Genomic DNA, 18,709 nt, shown 5'->3' on the forward strand with positions numbered 1-18,709 from the left:
ACGCCGGCCCCAGGTCGGCCAGTCCGGCCTCGGTCGTCATACCGTCGTGGTCGGTGTGCACCGGGATGTCGACGATCCGGCCCGTGCAGTGCGCGCGCCAGCTGCCCGCCGTGCGGGCGTCGGCGGCGCGGTCGGTCATGGCGGTGAAGAACAGCAGATCACCGTCGAACCGCTCCGGCGTGAACTCCGCCAGCAGCCGCGAACTGCGCAGGCAGGTCTCGACCGTGGCGGCGGCCTCGGCCTCGGTGAGCTCCGGCAGGGCCGCGGCCACCTCGCGGCGCACCATCTCGGCGTCCGGCTGGTGCGGTTCCAGGCCCGCGAAGCTGTCCATCAGGGCCAGCAGGGCCACCTCCTCGCCCGCCGCCTGCAGTTGGGTGGCCATCGCCTGGGCGACCGCCCCGCCGAACGACCAGCCCAGCAGGTGGTAGGGACCGCTCGGCTGCACCGCTCGGATCCGCTCGACGTACTCGGCGGCCATCGCCTCGACGGTCGGCGGCAGCCCGTCGCGTTCGCGCAGGCTGCGGGCCTGCAGGGCGTACAACGGGCGCTCCTGCGGCAGGTGGTCGGCAAGGCCCCGGAACGACCAGCCGATCCCGGCACCCGGGTGCACGCAGAACAGCGGCGGCAGTTCGCCCCCGGTGCGCAACGGCAGCAGGGTGGCGAACGGGTCGAGCTTCTCCGCCCCCCGGTCGCCCGCGAGCCGCTCGGCCAGCGCGGCGACGTTCGACGCCTCGAACAGGACGCGCAGCGGAAGCTCGACGTCGAGTGCGGTGCGGATCCGGCCGATCAGCCGGGTGGCCAGCAGCGAGTGGCCGCCGAGGGCGAAGAAGTCCCCGTCGATGTCCACCTCCGGCAGGTCGAGCACCTCCGCGAACAGCGCGCAGAGCACCTCCTCCTGCTCGGTGCGCGGCGGCCGGCCGCCCGCGGCGGTGACCACGGGAGCGGGCAGCGCACGCCGGTCCAGCTTGCCGTTGCCGGTCAGCGGCAGCACGTCCAGCACCACCAGGGCGGCCGGCACCATGTGGCCCGGCAGTTCGGCGGCCAGCTGCCCGCGCAGCTCGGCGGTGTCGAGGCCGGTGCCCACGACGTAGCCGACCAGTCGCTGGTCGCCGGGCTGGTCCTCGCGCACCAGCACCGCTGCCTGCCGCACCGCGGGCTGCCGCAGCAACGCCGCCTCGATCTCGCCGAGTTCGATCCGGAAGCCGCGGAGCTTCACCTGGTCGTCGGCCCGGCCGAGGTACTCCAACTCACCGTCGGCGAGCCGGCGGGCCAGGTCGCCGGTGCGGTACATCCGGTCACCGGGCGCGCCGAACGGGTCGGCGACGAACCGGCCCGCCGTCAGTCCCGGTCGGCCCGAGTAGCCGCGGGCCAGGCCGGCGCCCGCCACATAGATCTCGCCGGGGACGCCGACCGGCACGGGGCGCAGCGCCTCGTCCAACACCCGCAGCGCCAGGTCGGGGATCGGCTCGCCGATCAGGCTGCCGGGCGCGTCCGCCACCGTCGCGGCGTCCAGTGCGCGGTGGGTGACGTGGACGGTGGTCTCGGTGATGCCGTACATGTTCACCAGGCGCGGGCCGTCCTGCGGATGCGCGCGGTACCAGTCGGCGAGCCGGCCCAGATCGAGGGCCTCACCGCCGAACACCACGGTGCGCAGCCCGCTCAGCACGTCCGTCGAGTGCTCCTGCTCGGCCTGGAGCAACTGGTAGAACGCGGACGGGGTCTGGTTGAGCACCGTGACCTGCTCCCGCTTGAGCAGGTCCAGGGTGTCCTCGGGCGAACGGCTGACCAGGTACGGCACCACCACCAGGCGGCCGCCGTGCAGCAGCGGCCCCCAGAACTCCCAGACCGAGAAGTCGAAGGCGTAGGAGTGGAAGAGCGTCCAGACGTCGTCCGGACCGAAGTCGAACCAGGCCTCGGTGGCGCTGAACAGGCGCACCACGTTGCGGTGCGGGATCACCACGCCCTTCGGCTGACCGGTGGAGCCGGAGGTGTAGATGATGTAGGCCGGGTGGTCGGCCCGCGGGCCGGCGAGCGGCTCACGGAGGTCGACGGCGGCGAGTTCCGCCACCACCGCCGGGGCGTCGAGCAGCAGCGCCGGACATTCGACCAGCCGCGCGGTGGCCTCGGTGGCGAGCACCAGGGCCGGTGCGCCGTCCTCGACCAGGTAGGCGATCCGGTCGGCCGGGTAGGTCGGATCGATCGGCAGGTACGCCGCACCGGACTTGGCGACGGCGAGGATGCTCACCGCCAGCTCGAGCGTGCGGTCCAGCACCAGCGCCACGGTGCCCTCCGGACCCGCACCGCGCTTCACCAGCAGACGTGCCAATCGCTCGGCGCGTTCGTCGAGTTCGGCGTAGGTCAGCTCGTCGCCGTCGAGTGAGACGGCGATCGCCGACGGGGTGCGGGCCGCCTGGGCGGCGAACAGCTCCGGCAGGGTGGCGTCCGAGGCCGGCTCGTCCGCCGGGAGCCGCCAGCCGGCGGTGAGCCGGTGGCGCTCCTCGGGGGTGAGCAGGTCGATCCGGCCGGTGAGTCGGCCCGGGTCGTCGGTGATGGCCTGCAGGATGCGCTTGAGCAGGGCGGGGATGCGCTCGGCGGTGCCGGGGTGGACGGCATGCGGGCGGTAGTCGACGCGCAGTTCGAGTCGGTCGCCGGGCAGGGCGGTGACCGTGACGGGGTAGTGGGTGCGGTCGTCGCCCGTTCCGCCGGTGATCCGAAGGCCGTCGCCATCGCTGAGGGCGGCGGTGTCCAGCGGGTAGTTCTCGAAGGCGTAGGCGGTGTCGAAGAGTTCGCCCAGGCCGGCCGTGCGTTGCAGCTCGGCGAGGGAGAGGTGCTGGTGCGCCAGGAGTGCGGACTGCTCGTCGCGCAGGCGGGCGAGGAGGCTGGTGACGGTCTCGGCCTGCCTGAGGCGGATGCGGACGGGCACGGTGTTGATCAGCAGCCCGGCGATGCGCTCGACGCCGGGGAGTTCGGCGGGGCGGCCGGAGACCACGGAGCCGAAGACGATGTCCTGACGGCCCGTGAGGTGGGCGAGGGTGAGGCCGAGAGCGGCCTGGAGCAGGATGTTGACGGTCACGCCGAGGTCCCGGGCGGTGGTCGCCAGCCGCTCGGTGAGCTCGGTCGAGAGCACCTCGGTCGCCCGCGCGGGCTGCTCGGCCGGCTGGACGTCGGTCTGCTCGGTGCGTCCGGGCGGGCGTTGCCCGGCCTGGCCGAGGTAGGTGGGTCCGTCGAGCCCCGCCAGGGCCTCGCGCCAGGCGGCGCGGGCGGCTTCACCGTCCTGGTCGGCCAGCCAGTCGAGGTAGTCGCGCAGCGCCGTGGTGCGTGGCAGCGCGGCGTCCGACCCGGCTCGGTAGAGCTCCATCAGGTCGCCGAACAGCACGCCCAGCGACCATCCGTCCCAGAGAATGTGATGGTTCGTCAGGACCAGTGCGTGGCGCTGCTCGGCGAGCCGGATGAGGGCTACGCGCAGCAGCGGCGGCGCGGCGAGGTCGAACTTCCGGGCGCGCTCGGTGGTCCGGAGCCCGTCCAGTTCGGCGCGCTGGTCCGCTTCGGTCCGCCCGGTGAGGTCGTGCTCCGCCCAGGGCAGCCGCACCGTGCGGGGGATCAGCTGGAGGAGCTGTCCACCGGACGTCTGGTGGAAGGCGGCTTGGAGGTGCGGGTGCCGGGCGAGTAGCGCGCCGAACGCGTCGCGGAGCCGGGCGGGGTCGAGGTGCCCGGCGAGTTCCAGGGTGAGCTGGGTGGTGTAGACGTCGGGGCCGGCGTCGTCGTACCGGCTGTGGAAGTAGAGGCCTTCCTGGAGCGGGGTGGGCGGCAGGATCTGGGCCAGTTCGGCGCTGTGCAGTCGGTCGAGCTCTGCCTGGGTGACGGTGGTGTGGGGAACGTCGGAGGGGGTGAAGCCGCCGGCATCGCGCTGGTCGCCGTGTTCGACCAGTTCCCCGAGGGCCCGGAACCAGAGCTCGGCGAGTTCGCGCGCCCCGGCCGCACTGATGAGGTTGGTGGCCCAGGTCCAGGTCGCGCTGAGGTGGGGGCCGTCGGCGCGGTCCTCGGTGATGGCGTTGAGGGTGAGGAGCCGACTGAGCGGGGTGGTGGGGGCGAGGCCGCCGTTCGGTTCGCTGACGGGCCTGGCCTGGATGGCGGCGGTGTCGAGTCGACCCAGATAGTTGAAGGTGAGCTGCGGGGCGGGAAGGTGGCCCAGCTGGTCGCGGCCGGCGGACCCGAGGTGGCGGAGCAGGCCGTAGCCGAGGCCGTGGCTGGGGACGCCGCGGAGCTGTTCCTTGACGGCCTTGAGCGCCTGACCCGGGTGGCCGGTGCCGGGGGCGAGGCGGACGGGGTAGGTAGTGGTGAACCAGCCGACGGTGCGGGAGAGGTCGGTGGCGCGGCTGCTGAGTTCTTCGCGGCCGTGGCCCTCGAGTTCGACCAGCACGGAGCCGCTGGTGCCGCGCCAGCGGTTGACGGCCAGCGCGAGGGCGGCCAGCAGGACGTCGTTGACCTCGGCGTGGAAGAGCGCCGGCAGGGTGGTGAGGAGCGGTGCGGTGGTCTCCGGCGGCAGCGTCAGGGTGAGGTGGTCGGCGGTGGCCACGGTGTCGCGGTTCGGGTCGAGGGCGCCGTCACAGAGCGGGATCGCCGGTTCGGCCAGGAGTTGCCGCCAGTAGGGGAGTTCGTCGGTTCTACGGTCGGCCTCGTCGTGCAGGGCGTGGGCCCAGGTGCGCAGCGAGGTGCCGGCGGGCCGCAGGGTGCCGCCCTGGGCGGCGGTGAGCAGGTCGGGCAGCAGGATGCGCCAGGAGACGCCGTCGACGACCAGGTGGTGGACCATCAGCAGGGCCTGGTTCTGGGCTGCTCCGGTGAAGTGGACCAGCTGGAGCATGGTGCCCTCGCGCGGAGCCAGCCGTTGCGACGCGGAGTGGACCGCCTGGTGGACCAGCGCGGCGAGCTGCTCATCGGAGCGGTCGTGGGCATCGACCTGGGTGATCAGGTCGGGGGCGCTGACCGTGCCGCGCGGCGGCACGGTCAGCGACCAGTCGCCGTCCGGCCCGGTCAGCAGGCGGGCGCGCAGCGCGTCGTGGCAGTCCAGGAGTTGCTGGAGGCCGTCGGTGAGTTGCTGAAGTCCGGTGCCCGTCGGCAGGGTGACGAGCATGGCCTGGTGGAAGGAGTCGGGAGAACCGCCCAGTTCCCGCAGTTCGTGCATGATCGGCGTAGCGGGCAGGTCGCCGAGGGCGGCCTCGGCCTCCTCCAGGACCGCGCTCTCCTGAGCCTGTGCGGCCTTGGCCAGCCGGGCGACGGTCTGGTGGGTGAAGACGTCTCGGGGCGAGAGGACCAGGCCGGCCTGGCGGGCGCGAGAAACCAGTTGGATGGAGCTGATGGAGTCGCCGCCCAGCTCGAAGAAGCCGTCGTCGAGGCCGACCTCGGGAAGTTTCAGCAGCTCACTGAAGAGACCGGCGAGGAGCTGTTCGCGTTCGGTCTGCGGGCGGCGGTCGGTGGTGACCGTGGTGAAGTCCGGTGCGGGCAGCGCACGGGAGTCCAGCTTGCCATTGGTGGTGAGGGGCAGGGCAGCCAGCGGCACCACGATGGCGGGGACCAGGTAGTGGGGGAGTCGGCCACGGAGGTAGCCGCGCAGGTCGGCCGGGGCCACGGCCTCGGTGGGGACGGCGTAGGCGATGAGGCGGTCGTCACGGACCACCGCGGTGGCCTGGGCGACGGCCGGGTGCGTCTCCAATGCGGCGCTGACTTCACCGAGTTCGATGCGGAAGCCGCGGATTTTCACCTGGTTGTCCGCCCGGCCGACGAACTCGAGTTCGCCATGCGGGTTCCAGCGTACGACGTCTCCGCTTCGATACATGCGCTCGCCCGCCGCACCGAACGGATTCGCGACGAACCGGCCCGCCGTCAGACCCGGGCGGCCCAAGTAGCCGCGCGCCAACCCGGCGCCGGCGACGTAGAGTTCGCCGGCGACACCGGGCGGGCACAGCCGCAGGGCGTTGTCCAGCACGTACACCCGCAGGTCCGGGATCGCACCGCCGATCACGCTGCCGGCGGCGCAGTCCACCTGCGCCGCGCTCAGCGGGGCGTAACTGACGTGCACGGTGGTTTCGGTGATGCCGTACATGTTGACCAGCCGCGGCGCGTCATCCCGGTGTCGGGCGTACCACCCGCTCAGGCGTGGCAGGTCCAGCGCCTCGCCGCCGAAAACCACCGTGCGCAGCGCCAACTCGGCGCCCAGCTCGGGATTCTGCGCATCCGCCTGGATCAGTTGGTAGAACGCCGACGGGGTCTGGTTCAGCACCGTCACCCGCTCGCGCACCAGCAACGCCAGGAACTCGGCCGGTGAACGCGATACGTCACCGGGAACCACCACCAGGCGCCCACCGAACAGTAGTGCTCCCCACAACTCCCACACCGAGAAGTCGAATGCGAACGAGTGGAACCAGGTCCACACATCCTCGGCCCCGAAGCGGAACCAGTGGTCCGTGGCGGAGAACAGCCGGGCCGCGTTCTCATGAGGCACCACCACACCCTTCGGCCGGCCGGTCGACCCCGAGGTGTAGATGACGTACGCCGGGTGCTCCGGACGCAGTGGCACGGACGGCAGGTCGGTGGCGTCGCCGGCCGCGAGTTCAGCGGCGGTGTCGGGCGCTCCGAGGGCGAGCTCGCCGGGCTGCGCGGTGCTGCCGTCGGTGATCGTGAGGACGGGCGCGGCGTCCTGCAGCATGTAGGTGATCCGGTCGGCCGGATAGGCCGGGTCGATCGGCACATACGCACCGCCCGCCTTCAGGACCGCCAGGAGCGCCACCACCAGCTCGGCTGACCGCGGCATCGCCACTGCCACCAGCGACTCCGGCCGCACCCCGCGCTCGACCAGCAGGCGTGCCAGGCGGTTCGCCCGCCCGTTCAGCTCCGCATAGGTCAGCGAGATGTCCTCGAAGGACACCGCCACCGCATCCGGTGTTCGCGCCACCTGCGCCTCGAACAGCGCGGGCAGGGTGTCCACCGCCACGGTCACGGGCTGCGGTTGCCACTGCGCCAACAGCAGCCGCTGCTCGTCGGCGGTCGCAACCTCCACCTGGGAAAGGCAAGCTGACGGATCGTCAATTCCGGCCAAGGTCTCCAGCAGGGCGGTGAACCGCTCAGTGTGGGCCGCGAGTTCGACAGTGTCATAGAGCGCCGGGTTGGCGTCGATGCACAGTCGGACACCATCGCCCGACTGCCGGTCGTAGAGCACGAAGGAGAGGTCGTCGACCGGCCCGTTGTTCAGGTTGTGGAAGAGGGTGCGGCAGCCGCCGATGGTGAGGTCGTAGTCGAAGGCCATCAGGTTGGCCATGGCACCGAACAGCGGCGTGTCGACCGAGCCCAGCTCGCGGCGCATCTCGTCGTAGCGGTACCGCTGGTGACGCAGCGCGGCGCGAGCGGTGGCGCTGGTCTGCTTCACCAGCTCGACGAGGGTGAGCCCCGGCTGCACCTTGATGCGCAGCGGCAGCACATTGGTCTGCATGCCCAGTACGGCTCTGGCGGTCTTGCCGACTCGACCGTTGACCGGCAGGCCGATGACCACCTCGGGGGCGCCGGTCAGCCGGCTCATGTAGAGCGCGGCCGCCGCTATGAGCAGCACCGAGCGGCTGACGCCCAGGCGGCGGGCGGCTTTGTGCAAGCTTAGGGCCTCGGCGGCGGTGAGCGTGACCTCATGGCGCAGGTGGTGGTGGGAGGCCTCGGCGAAGCGACCGGCGAGTGAGACCGGCTCGGGGCGGTCGGCCAGCTGACTGAGCCAGTAGTCGCGGTCGACCTGGTACTGCTCGCTGGACCGGTAGGCCGATTCCTGTTCAAGCAGCTTGGCGAGCCCGCCCAGTGCGGTTTCCGGATCGGGCTCGCGTCCCTCGGCCATCGCCGTGTAGATCTCCGTCATCCGCGTGGCGGCGAGCAGCCCGGAGAACCCGTCGAAGATCGCGTGATGACCGGCCTGGAACCAGAACCACCGGTCGGTGGCGGCACGGAACAGGATCGTCAGGTACCCCTGGCCGGCCATCGGCTCGCGCAGCACCGCCACTTCGGCGCGCATCCGAGCCATGGCGGCCTCGTACGGGTCGGGAGCACCGCTGACGTCCACGATCCGCAGCGGGGAATCGCCGGGGGGCATCAACTGCTGGCGGGGCTCGCCGTCCTCGCCCGCGAACCGGACCCGGAAGACGTCGCACTCGTCGAGCAGGCGGCGCATCGCCGCGGCGAACAACGCGGGGCGGATCGGTCCGCAGATCTCCATGCACTCGGCCACCTGGTAGACGGGGTTGGCCGGATCGAGCTGCTGGGCCCGCCAGAGGCTGGATTGCCCGGCGGTCAGCGGCCAGCTCGACGGATGGGAGATCGACATGGTTTCTGGGCTCCGGTTCATGCGCGTCGGGGGAGTCCGCGCGGTAGTGGCTTTGCCTGGGCCCGAGGGCCTGGTGACGGACCATGATGTTGATCAACACCGCTCGGAGACCAGCCTCAGGGCCTGTCGCCACCGGACACACCGGTGAAGATCAGCCAAAGGTGCGATCGAAGTGCGTCGTTCCGGTGCGCACTTATCGCCTATGTGATTCAGCCAGCTGGCGGGATATGTCCGGTGATGCTTGGCGCTATGCGGGCATCTGTCCCAAATGAGACGGCCGGTCATCGCAGGCTGGGATTCCGGATGTGTGGCAAATGTGACAAACGGCGCCGAGATGGAGTCGGGGTGTCGCCGTGACCACGCCGTTCAGCCATTGTCCGGAAGTCGATGACGCAAAGTTTCGAGTCGAGTCGACTTGGTTACTAGGCTCTATTTGAACGCGATCCCCTTGTGTTCGAGTGCGAAGCTGTCAGTGCTCGATGAGGTGATAGAAGTGTGATCGTCGTGCGAGAAGTGTGGATGGCTTGCGAAGTCGCGCGCAGACGGCATGACCGCTACCCCTAGGCTGGCCGGATGGCGATGTTCGTGCATCTGGCGTCCGAGGCGAACGCGGTGCGGATCCGGCGGGCCGGCGTCCGGGCGGCCTCCCGGCGGGCGGACGGCACCCGCGGCCTGTTCTGCTTCCCGGTGCTGCCGTCCTACACGCTCACCCACGGTTGGCTGCGCGAACTGTCCCGGAGTCAGGGCCGTCGCAACCTGGTGGCGGTCCAGCTGCGCCTGCCCGACGGCGAACCGGTCGCCGTCGGGCGCTACGGGCGTCCCCCCGAGGCGGTGACCGCCGCCGAGGCGGTGCGGCGCATCGCCGGGCTGCCGGATCCGCGCGGCTGGGAGGTCTTCGTGCCCAGGGCGGTCACCCCGGCCGAGGTGCACCGGATCCGACCGGTGCGGCAGTCGGTGGGCTGGCGGTACTGGCCGGACGCCCATGGTGTGGTGCCGTGCACCTGCGCGGGCTGCCGGGTGCGCGGCGAGTACGGCTCGCGCCGGCTGCGGGAACGCCGCCCGCACCCGCACGACGGTCCCCCGCCGCCCTCCCGGGTGCTGCTCGCCCGGATCGAGGCGGCCGGCGATCCGGGCGATCCGGCGGTGCTGCGCGAGGTGCTGGACTGGTACGGGCACTACCGGCGCGGCCCGGTGGACCGTTTGACCCGGCTGGCCGGCCATCCCGACCCCGCCGTCCGGGAGGCCCTGGTCTGGGCGGTGGCGCGGTGGTCCACGCCGGGGGTCGAGGTCCTGCTGGACCGGCTGGCGGTCGATCCGGTCCCGCAGGTGCGCGAGGCGGTGGCGGACCTGCGGGAGTGGGATCTTGACTGAGCGTCAATTACTCGCCGAACGAAGTCCGTTCAGGGGCAGCTGATGACCTGTGCGGCCCAGGAGAGGCCGCCGCCGAAGGCCAGCAGCAGCACCGGGCCGCCCGGCGGGAGTTCGCGGCGCTCCACCAACTTGGCCAGGGCGAGCGGTACCGAGGCGGCGGAGGTGTTGCCGGAGTCCACCACGTCCCGGGCGATCATGGCGTCCTCGGCCAGCCCCAACCTGCGGACCACCGCCTCGATGATCCGCAGGTTGGCCTGGTGGGTGACCACGCCGGCCAGCTCGCCGGGCGCCACTCCCGCCCGCTCGCAGGCAGCCTGTGCGATCGCGGGGACCTCGGTGGTGACCCAGCGGTAGACGGTCTGGCCGTCCTGGGCGAAGGTCGGATGCCAGTCGCCCTGAAGCCGCACCGCCTGCCCCAGGCCCGGGTCCGAGCCCCAGACCACCGGACCGACGCCCGCCTCCTCGGTGGCGCTCAGCACCGCCGCGCCCGCGCCGTCCCCCAGCAGTACGCAGGTGCTCCGGTCGGTCCAGTCGGTCACGTCCGACATCTTCTCCGCCCCGATGACCAGTGCGTGCCGGGCGGCTCCCGCCCGCACCGAGTGGTCGGCGGTGGCCAGCGCGGTGCAGAAGCCGGCGCAGCCGTTGTTCAGGTCGTACGCCACCGCGGCGGGGATGCCCAGCCGGGCGGCCACCCGGGCGGCGGTGGAGGGGCAGCGGTCGATCGCGCTGCAGGTGGCGACCGAGACCAGGCCGATGTCGGCGGGTCGCAGCCCGGCCGCCGCGAGCGCCTTGCCGGCCGCGGCCGTCGCCAGGTCGGTGACCGACTCCTGCTCGGCCGCGATCCGGCGGGTCACGATCCCGGTGCGCTGCCGGATCCAGGCGTCGCTGGTGTCGACCATTGCGGCCAGGTCGTCATTGGTGAGCACCCGGGACGGCTGGTAGTGGCCCAGGCCGGTGATGCGGGATCCGGTCACGGTGTCTTCTCCTCGACTTGCGGGGCGGGGCGCTGGAGTGCGCGGGGTGGCGCTGCGGAGACCGGCACCCGGGCGGGCGCCGCTGTGGAAGCTGTGGCGTGGCGGTACCGCCGTGGAATCCGGCGAGTGCGGGGTCCCGGGCGGAATATAGCAACCGACCGATCGGAAGCTAAATGGGAGTGGCCCCGGTACGATGTCGCCATGAGCCCACGCAAGTCCGTCGCCGAGACCCGGAGAACCCGGGAGCGGATCATCGATCGCAGCGTGGCTATCGCCTCGGTGGACGGGCTGGAGGGGCTGACCATCGGACGGCTGGCCGCCGACCTGGGCATGAGCAAGGCCGGAGTGCTTGGGCACTTCGGCACCAAGGAGGCACTCCAGCTGGCCGCGCTGGACGGCGCCTCGGCGATCTTCGCGCGCCTGGTCTGGGAGCCGGCCGCCGACGCCGCGCCAGGGCTCACCCGGCTGGGCGCGGTCCTGGAGGCCTGGAACCGCTACCTGGAGACCGAGCGCGGCGCGTTTCCCGGTGGCTGCCTGTTCACCACGGCCTCGATCGAGTTCGATGCCCGCGGCGGCGCGGTCCGCGACGCCGTGGCCCGGCTCTACCGGCTCTGGCGCCGCAGACTCGTCGCGGACCTCCGCATCGCCGTCGACAGCGGCGAACTGGCCGCCACCGCCGACCCCGAACAACTCGCCTATGAACTGATCGGCGCCTACCTGGCCCTCAACCAGGCGATCCAACTGGAACGCGACCCCGCCGCTCCCGAGCGGACCCGGCGAGCGGTGGCCCGGATCCTGGCGACGGGCTGACGGCTCCCGGGAGGGGAGCGGCCCGACAGCCGCGGGCACCCCGCTGCGAGGAGAGCGCCATGGCGGCTCCGGCCGCCCCGATGTAACGTCGACGGACAGGAGTGAGCTCCCCGTCGGCCGGATTCCGAAAGCTCAGGCTCTTTCACCCGGCGGGTACTGGCCATAGGATCACGGGCACTTCGGGGCCGGCGCCGTCCCCCCGACCGGTGGTAGCCGCCGGTGGCGCCGCCCCTGCCCGCTAGGAGGCACTCATGGTCACCACCGACACCCGTCCAGTGGATCAGGCGCCGCTACCGCGCACCCTGGACGACGTTCCCGGCTGGTTCTGGCCCATCGACCAGCAACTGTTCACCTGGTTACTGGAGCGCCAGAGCGCCTCCGGGACCAGCGGCGACCTGCTCGAACTGGGCAGTTACCTGGGCCGCAGCGCCATCCTGATCGGCCGCCACCTGCGGGCTGGAGAGACCTTCACGGTCTGCGACCTGTTCGACTCGGAGGCCCCGGACGGCGACAACGCGGCCGAGATGACCATGTCCTACCGCCAGACGCTCACCCGGACCGCCTTCGAGCGCAACTACCTGGCGTTCCACTCGAAGCTGCCGACCATAGTGCAGGCCCCCACCTCGGTCCTGGAAGACGGCCGAATAGCCGCCGGCAGCTGCCGCTTCGTCCACATCGACGCCTCCCACCTCTACGAACACGTCTCGATCGACATCCGCACCGCGAAGGCCGTACTCGGCCCGGACGGCATCGTGGTGCTGGACGACTTCCGCTCGCCGCACACGCCCGGAGTGGCCGCCGCCACCTGGGAGGCGGTCTTCCAGCAGGCCCTGCGCCCGATCTGCGTCACTCCCGAGAAGTTGTACGGCACTTGGGGCGATCCAGAGCCGGTCCAGAAGGCGCTGGTGGAGCTGGACGGCGACGCCGCGGACTGCCACCTGGACATCGACGTGATCGCCGGCCGGCGGCTCATCCGCCTCTCCGGCCGCGGTGTCGCCAAGTTGCTGCCCGCCGATGAGCGCAAGCAGTCCGCGGCCCCCGGGTCGCCCCCTGCGCCTGGCCGCCCTCAAGCCCAACGCCCTTCCTCGGCACGCCGGTTGGCGCGCGACCTGCTGCCGCCGCTGGCGGTGCGAGCGGTGCGCAAGATGCGCGCCAGGTCCAGCGGTTGAGTTGACGTCCCGTCAGCGTTCCCGCATCGCGCCCGTGACCGAGCGGTCGGGGTGGCCGGCGGTCGGTGGCCCAGCTGGGTACAGCTGTGGCGCACCGACCGGCCGGTGCGGATGGTGCTGATCAGGCCCGCCCGCCGTAGGGCTCGGGCATGCTCCGACGCGGAGGCCAGGCCCACCCCCAGCTCGGTGGCCAGTTGACTGGTCGTCGGCTCACGCAGCGTCAGGCGCAGCACGGCGGCCCGGGTGCGGCCGAGCAGCACGGCGAGCGGATCGTCCGGGTCGGCACCGGGCGAACCACGGGTCGCAGTCCCGGCGTTGCAGCATCGCGACGGCCAGCTCCAGCTCGATCAGCGGAGCCGGACCGTCGCGAACCGCACGTCCAGCAGGTCCGCTGCCGCGAAGTGGATGCGCAGCCCGGTGGTCCGACCTCCATGAGTTGCTGGGAGAACAAACTTTCGGCGGGCACCGAAAGCATCGCGCCGAGACGGTCCGTGACCCGATTGATAGCAAGACGCACTCGCCAGACCTCGCACATCAGCGCGGTGGTCCACCCGGGCGACCCCTACCGCGCGAGCGGCGACTACCTGTTCAGTGGCGGGGCGCGCCTGCTGATCCACCCGGGGCACCAGATCGAGGTGCTCGAGCAGCACCAGGTGGAGAACCTCTGCGACACGCCGGCCTGAGCCCCACCGGTTCCGCCCGCCACGGGGGTGCGGGCGGGACCGGTGACCCGCTGTCTCCGCCGGCGTTCTGGCCGGCCCCGGCTCCGGCCGAGCCCGGTGACGATGTCCGATTCGTTCAAGACCCCCCGACCACGGCTTACTAGCGTGAGAACCATGACCGCACAACCACGCATCAGCTTCATCGCCCTGGTCGCCTCCGACATGGCGGGATCGCTCGCGTTCTACCGCCGGCTGGGCCTGGCCGTACCGTCCGAGGCGGACGGCGAGCCCCACGTCGAGTACGACCTGCCCGGTGGCCTCAAACTCGTCTGGGACACCGTGGCGACGGTCCGCAGCTTCGACCCCGAATGGACCCCGCCGGTCGGCGACCACCGGATCGCGATCGCCTTCGACTGCGAGCGTCCGGCGGAGGTGGACAAGCTGTACCAGGAGCTGCTGGCCGCCGGGTACCGCGGCCACAACGACCCGTGGGACGCGTTCTGGGGCCAGCGCTACGCCACGGTGCTCGACCCGGACGGCAACGCGGTGGATCTGTTCGCCGTCCAGCCGGGCTGAGCCCCGGCCGGCGGTCCAGAACGGCGGGCAACCGCAGCCGCTCTACCGGCGGCCCTCCTCGGCGAGTAGCTGCCCCAGCGGCAGACCGGTCAGGGCACGCACCTCACGGGCGAGGTGCGCCTGGTCCGCGTACCCCGCCACCGCCGCGACCCGTGCGAACGGCAGGCCGGCCCGCGCCTGGTCGAGGGCCCGGCCGAGCCGCAGCACCCGCTCCAGCGTCTTCGGTCCGTAACCGAACGCGTCCAGGCAGTGCCGCCGCAGCTGGCGCTCGCTCAGCGCGAGCCCGCGCGCGATCCCGGTGACGGCCAGCCGCTGCCGCACCCCGCGCAGCACCGCCTCCGGCACCGGGGCGCGGCGGGCCGGTGCCCGGCCCAGCGTGACCGCCACGGCCTGCAACGCGGCGGCGCGGTCGGCGGCGTGCCAGATCCGCTCGGCCGACTCGCGCACCTGGCGCTGCGGCCACAGCTGCTCCAACGGCACGCGCTGGTCGAGCAGTTCGCGGGCCGGCACGCCCAGCACCAGCGGCCCGGTGCCTGGCGCGAACCGCAGGCCGACATAACCGTCCCCGGGTCGCCCCGGCACCAGGTGGGCGGCGGAGTCGGGGCCCGCGACCAGCAGGCCGCCGCCGGTCCAGATCAGGTCCATGCAGCCGTCCGGCAGGATCCGCGCGGGCTCCGCCGCGTCGCGCTCCACGCGCTTGGACCACACCACCGCACCTGGAACCGCCCCGGATCTCCGCTCGCTGTACACGCCCCCATTGAACATCGACCCGAGTCATGAACAGCGACCCGAGCCCTGAACATCGACCCGAGCCCTGAACATCGACCCGAGCCCTGAACAGGGACCCGAGCCTGACCGGCGACCCGAGTCCGTTCAGCGGCGGGCCGGGGGTCCGGGCGGCCGTCAGCTCTCCGGGACGAGCCGGGCCACCAACTGCTCGACCAGCTCGGCCGGCTCCCTGTCGCCCAGCACGTCCGGCAGCGTCAGGTGTTCCACGATCAGGCCGGTCACCGCCAGGTAGAGCAGCACCACCGTCTCGCGGTCGCCGGGGAAGCCCTCGTCCAGGTGGTAGGCGATGTTGCTCTCCAGCTCGGCCCGCATGGTGCCGGAGAGCTCGGCCCGGACCTCGGGGCGGCGGGTGGCCTCCAGGCGCAGTTCGAGCATCGCCAGATAGCCGTCCCGGTCCGCGCAGACCCGGCGCAGCAGGTCGCGCATCAGGGCCGCCACCAGGGCGCGGTCGCGCGGGGCCGTCAGCAGCCCGGCCAGCACGACGGGGTCGGGGGTCAACCGGTGGTGGATCCGGCGGGCGGCCTGGTGGAGCAGCTCGTCGCGGTTGGCGAAGTAGTTGGACGAGGTGCCGGCCGGCACGCCGGCCCGCTGGTCGACCGCGCGGAAGGTGAGGCCGCGCGCGCCTTCGGCGGCCAGCACATCGATGGCGGCGTCGGTGAGCGCGGCGCGGCGCGCGGGGTTCTGGGCCATGCGTCCGGTCCTTTCTGTTCGATGGCGCTTGCAACCACTACAGTCAGAGTACTATAAATGGAGTGGTTCAGAGGGTGGTGGTAACCGCCCACCGACAGCATGGGGGATGTGCATGCGAACGCTCAGCTATCTGGTTGCCGTCACCATCGACGGCTACATCGCCGGTCCTGACGGTGAATACGACTTCTTCGCGCCCTATCTGACGCCGGACTTCCTCTCCCACTACCTGGAGGAGTATCCCGAGGCCATGTCCACGCCTGGGCGGGTGGGGCTCGGCATCGCGGACGCGCCCAACCGCCGCTTCGACACCGTGCTGATGGGGCGCGGCGCTTACCAGCCGGGGCTGGACACGGGACTCACCAGCCCGTACGCCCACCTGAGGCAGATCGTGTTCTCCCGCTCGCTCGCCGAGAGCCCCGATCCGGCCGTCGAGGTGACCGCCGAGGATCCGGTGGCCCTGGTGCGCCGGCTCAAGCAGCAGGAGGGGTTGGGCATCTGGCTCTGCGGCGGCGCCGAGCTGGCCGGCCGGCTGCTCCCCGAGATCGACGAACTGGTCATCAAGCAGTCCCCGGTGGCGGTCGGCGCCGGAATCCCGCTGTTCCGCGCCGAGTTCGGCCCGCGTGCCTTCACCCTGGCCGACCGCCGGGTCTTCGCCGAGGGTCAGCAGATCCTGCGGTACGTCCGAACGGCCGCCTGACGGCCGTCAGTTCCTGGTGGTCGGCAGCGGCAGGCCGGGACGGGCACGAGCCGTCTCGGTGAGGAGGTCGTACAACGACGGGGGAGCCGCGGCACCAGCGGACCTCCTCGGCGTCAGCCTTGGAGTCCGGCACCCGGGCGGGCCGATCCCGTGACCACCCCCGGCGGTTCTTGAGATGCTTCGGTGCGGCGAGCTGAACCACGGCGAGCCGAACGCGGCGAGGAAGGGCCGGGGCATGGGGATCGCGATCGGGGTGCTGCTGGTGGTCCTGGTCGGCGGCGGCTCGGCGGTCGCCACCCGACTGCGGCGCTACCCGGGGGGCTTGGCCTACGCCTTCGGGGCCGCCTTCGCCCCGGAACGCCGGCAACTGGCCGCCGCCCGGCGCACCGTGCGACAGCTGCGCCACGACGCCAATCGGGAGTTGATGGGGGCACGGAACGACGTGCGGGGCGCACGGGCCCGGCACCGGTACGAGCTGGAACTGGCGACCCGCCGGGTCGAGCAGCTGCGCGATCCCGGCCGGGGCGCGCTGCTGGGACGGCTCGGGGTGGTCGCCCTGCACCAGCACGCGGTGATGGTCAGCACCGAGGAGCTGCCGCTGGCCGGACTGACCGTCCGCTTCGAGCGGATCGACCGGCAGTACTGCCTGCATTTCGCAGTACCGGGTGGCGGAGTGCACCGCCAGGTGTTCGAACGGGCCCTGCACGCCGAGGAGGAGGTGCGCCGGTTCGGCAACCGCGTGGTGAACGCCGTGGCCGAGGAGAACGCCCGACTGAAGCGCCGCAACCAGCTGGTGGCCGCCGCCGAGGCCGAGCTGAGAGCCGTCGAACAGCGCACCGCGCCACAGCGGTCCGCGCGCGATCGGCTCGCCGGGCTGACCGTGCGTCAGGATGTCGACCAACGCTTGGCCGAGGCGGTCAAGGCGCTGGACGATGCTCGGGCGCGGTGGCGGTCCCGCACCGGCCGGATGCCGATCTGACACCCAGTCAGAGGACCGAGTGCCAGTGCAGTAGGGTTCGAACGCACGCGGTGGGCCGGCACGGCGATCGCGCCGCGCACCCGCCGCCGTGCCGCCACTCCACGGCACTGGCGGGGGCGCGGGACGGGTCATACGCTTTTCCATTGGCCGGCGGCCAACGACCACCATCACGCAGGGGGAACGGGGAATGTGGAGCCGAGGGACGGTACTCGGGGACCGCTACACACTGGTCGAGCGCATCGGCGGCGGCGCGATGGGCGAGGTTTGGCGGGCCGAGGACCAAGTGCTCGAACGCCGGGTCGCGGTCAAGATCGTGCTGCCCGCGCTGCTGGACGACGCCGACTTCGCGCTGCGGTTCCGGCGTGAGGCCAGGATCCTCGCCTCACTCAGCCACCCGAGCATCGTCGACATCCACGACTACGGGGAGGACGTCGGCCAGGACGGCGAGAAACTCGCCTACATCGTCATGGAGTTGGTCGACGGCCGGCCACTGGACGCGGTCCGCGCCGAGCGCGGGCGGCTGCCGGCCGAGGAGGCGCTCGGCATCGTCGCCCAGGCGCTGGAGGCACTCCAGATCGCGCACGAGCAGGGGATCGTGCACCGCGACATCAAGCCGTCCAACCTGATGGTCACCACCGGCGGGCTGGTCAAGGTCACCGATTTCGGCATCGCCCGGGCGCTGGCCGGAACCAGGATCACCACCTCGCACTCGGTTTTCGGCACCGCGCTGTACATGGCCCCCGAGCAGGCCGAGGGCCAGGGCACGGTGGCGGCCTCCGATCTCTACTCGATCGGCGTGGTGGCCTATGAACTGCTCACCGGCGAGCTGCCGTTCACCGGAGAGACGGTGCTGGAGATCGTGCTCAAGCACGTCCGCGAGCCGGCCCCGGCGCTGCCCGGGGAGTTCCCCGAGCCAGTGAGGGCACTCGTGGCCCGGGCGCTGGCCAAGTCGCCCGGCGACCGGCATCCGACGGCGACCGCGATGGCGGTGGCCGCCCGGCGGGCGGCCGAGGGGCTGCCCGACCTGACGCCCGCGCCGGTCGCCACCGCGGCGGGGGAGCTGACCGGAGAGGCGTCGAGTGGCGATGGGTCGGCGCCCACCGAGCCTGCTGAGCCCCTCGCACTGCGCACCCCCACCGAGCCCGCCACTCCGCCCGCGGAGGGCGCCGCCCCGGACGGCTCGACTCCGGCCGGGGCGGCGCCGGTCGGCTCCGTCCCGGCCGGTAGCGGCACACCGCTCGGTGGCGGCACGCCGCTCTATGGCGGACCACCGGCCGGCAGCGACACCGGCAGCAGCGAGATCTCCAGCCGGCCGACCGTGCTCGGCGCGCCGCAACCCGTCTGGTGGAAGCGGCGCCGCCGGACGGCACTGATCGTGCTGCCCTGCGTGATCGTCGCCTCGGTGGGCATCGGCGTGGTGCTGAACATGGACGAGTCACCGAACACCACCACCCTCCTGCCCGGCGCCCCGCCGGTGGCCTCGGGCTCCCCAGCCGGAGGAACCGGCGGCAGCCGGTCGCCCTCGGCGCCGGTGAGCGCCCCGGTGAGCGCCTCCGCGAGCGCCTCGGGGACTGCCGCCGGCTCGCCGGCCACGGCGGCCTCCTCCGGCACCTCCGCCGGCCCGGATCCGAACAGCGGC

12 protein-coding genes are annotated in these 18,709 nt (G+C 72.3%); 8 read left to right on the plus strand and 4 right to left on the minus strand.

Features of this window, described 5'->3' with window-relative positions; all coding sequences use genetic code 11:
- A partial coding sequence (locus tag LN042_RS35195; RefSeq protein ID WP_230055536.1) for a non-ribosomal peptide synthetase occupies nt 1-8,353 on the minus strand: 8,353 nt, incomplete at its 3' end.
- A gap of 573 nt (nt 8,354-8,926) precedes the next feature.
- Between LN042_RS35195 and LN042_RS35200 the strand changes: the two genes are divergently transcribed.
- Complete coding sequence (locus LN042_RS35200; protein WP_230055537.1) at nt 8,927-9,724, plus strand: HEAT repeat domain-containing protein; 798 nt, start codon at nt 8,927-8,929, stop codon at nt 9,722-9,724.
- A 29-nt stretch (nt 9,725-9,753) separates the two neighbouring features.
- Here LN042_RS35200 and LN042_RS35205 read toward each other — a convergent pair whose 3' ends face one another.
- Nucleotides 9,754-10,698, minus strand: a complete 945-nt coding sequence (locus LN042_RS35205) for a beta-ketoacyl-ACP synthase III (RefSeq protein ID WP_230055538.1) — start codon at nt 10,696-10,698, stop codon at nt 9,754-9,756.
- Between the two features lie 201 nt (nt 10,699-10,899).
- Here LN042_RS35205 and LN042_RS35210 point away from each other — a divergent pair, with 201 nt between their 5' ends.
- The 4 genes from LN042_RS35210 to LN042_RS35230 all read left to right on the plus strand — a co-directional run bounded on the left by LN042_RS35210 (nt 10,900) and on the right by LN042_RS35230 (nt 13,915).
- On the plus strand, nt 10,900-11,508 hold the full coding sequence (locus tag LN042_RS35210) for a TetR/AcrR family transcriptional regulator (RefSeq protein ID WP_230055539.1): 609 nt from the start codon (nt 10,900-10,902) through the stop codon (nt 11,506-11,508).
- A gap of 251 nt (nt 11,509-11,759) precedes the next feature.
- Complete coding sequence (locus tag LN042_RS35215; protein ID WP_230055540.1) at nt 11,760-12,677, plus strand: class I SAM-dependent methyltransferase; 918 nt, start codon at nt 11,760-11,762, stop codon at nt 12,675-12,677.
- Nucleotides 12,678-13,177: 500 nt separating this feature from the next.
- Nucleotides 13,178-13,360, plus strand: a complete 183-nt coding sequence (locus tag LN042_RS35225; protein ID WP_230055541.1) for a hypothetical protein — start codon at nt 13,178-13,180, stop codon at nt 13,358-13,360.
- Nucleotides 13,361-13,513: 153 nt separating this feature from the next.
- Nucleotides 13,514-13,915, plus strand: a complete 402-nt coding sequence (locus LN042_RS35230; RefSeq protein WP_230055542.1) for a VOC family protein — start codon at nt 13,514-13,516, stop codon at nt 13,913-13,915.
- Between the two features lie 42 nt (nt 13,916-13,957).
- On the opposite strand, the gene LN042_RS35235 is transcribed toward LN042_RS35230, so the two are convergent.
- Both LN042_RS35235 and LN042_RS35240 read right to left on the minus strand, forming a co-directional pair.
- Complete coding sequence (locus tag LN042_RS35235) at nt 13,958-14,680, minus strand: helix-turn-helix domain-containing protein (protein ID WP_230055543.1); 723 nt, start codon at nt 14,678-14,680, stop codon at nt 13,958-13,960.
- 138 nt (nt 14,681-14,818) lie between these two features.
- On the minus strand, nt 14,819-15,394 hold the full coding sequence (locus LN042_RS35240; protein ID WP_230055544.1) for a TetR/AcrR family transcriptional regulator: 576 nt from the start codon (nt 15,392-15,394) through the stop codon (nt 14,819-14,821).
- A 112-nt stretch (nt 15,395-15,506) separates the two neighbouring features.
- Between LN042_RS35240 and LN042_RS35245 the strand changes: the two genes are divergently transcribed.
- The 3 genes from LN042_RS35245 to LN042_RS35255 all read left to right on the plus strand — a co-directional run.
- Entirely contained in the window at nt 15,507-16,091 is a 585-nt protein-coding gene (locus LN042_RS35245) for a dihydrofolate reductase family protein (protein ID WP_230055545.1), read from the plus strand.
- A 235-nt stretch (nt 16,092-16,326) separates the two neighbouring features.
- Nucleotides 16,327-17,070: a hypothetical protein gene (locus LN042_RS35250; protein ID WP_230055546.1), complete on the plus strand. Its 744-nt coding sequence runs from the start codon at nt 16,327-16,329 to the stop codon at nt 17,068-17,070.
- Nucleotides 17,071-17,257: 187 nt separating this feature from the next.
- Nucleotides 17,258-18,709 (plus strand): serine/threonine-protein kinase (locus tag LN042_RS35255; RefSeq protein WP_230055547.1); only part of this gene is annotated, 1,452 nt, incomplete at its 3' end.

Source organism: Kitasatospora humi (genome assembly GCF_020907985.1).
Classification (GTDB): Bacteria; Actinomycetota; Actinomycetes; order Streptomycetales; family Streptomycetaceae; genus Kitasatospora; species Kitasatospora humi.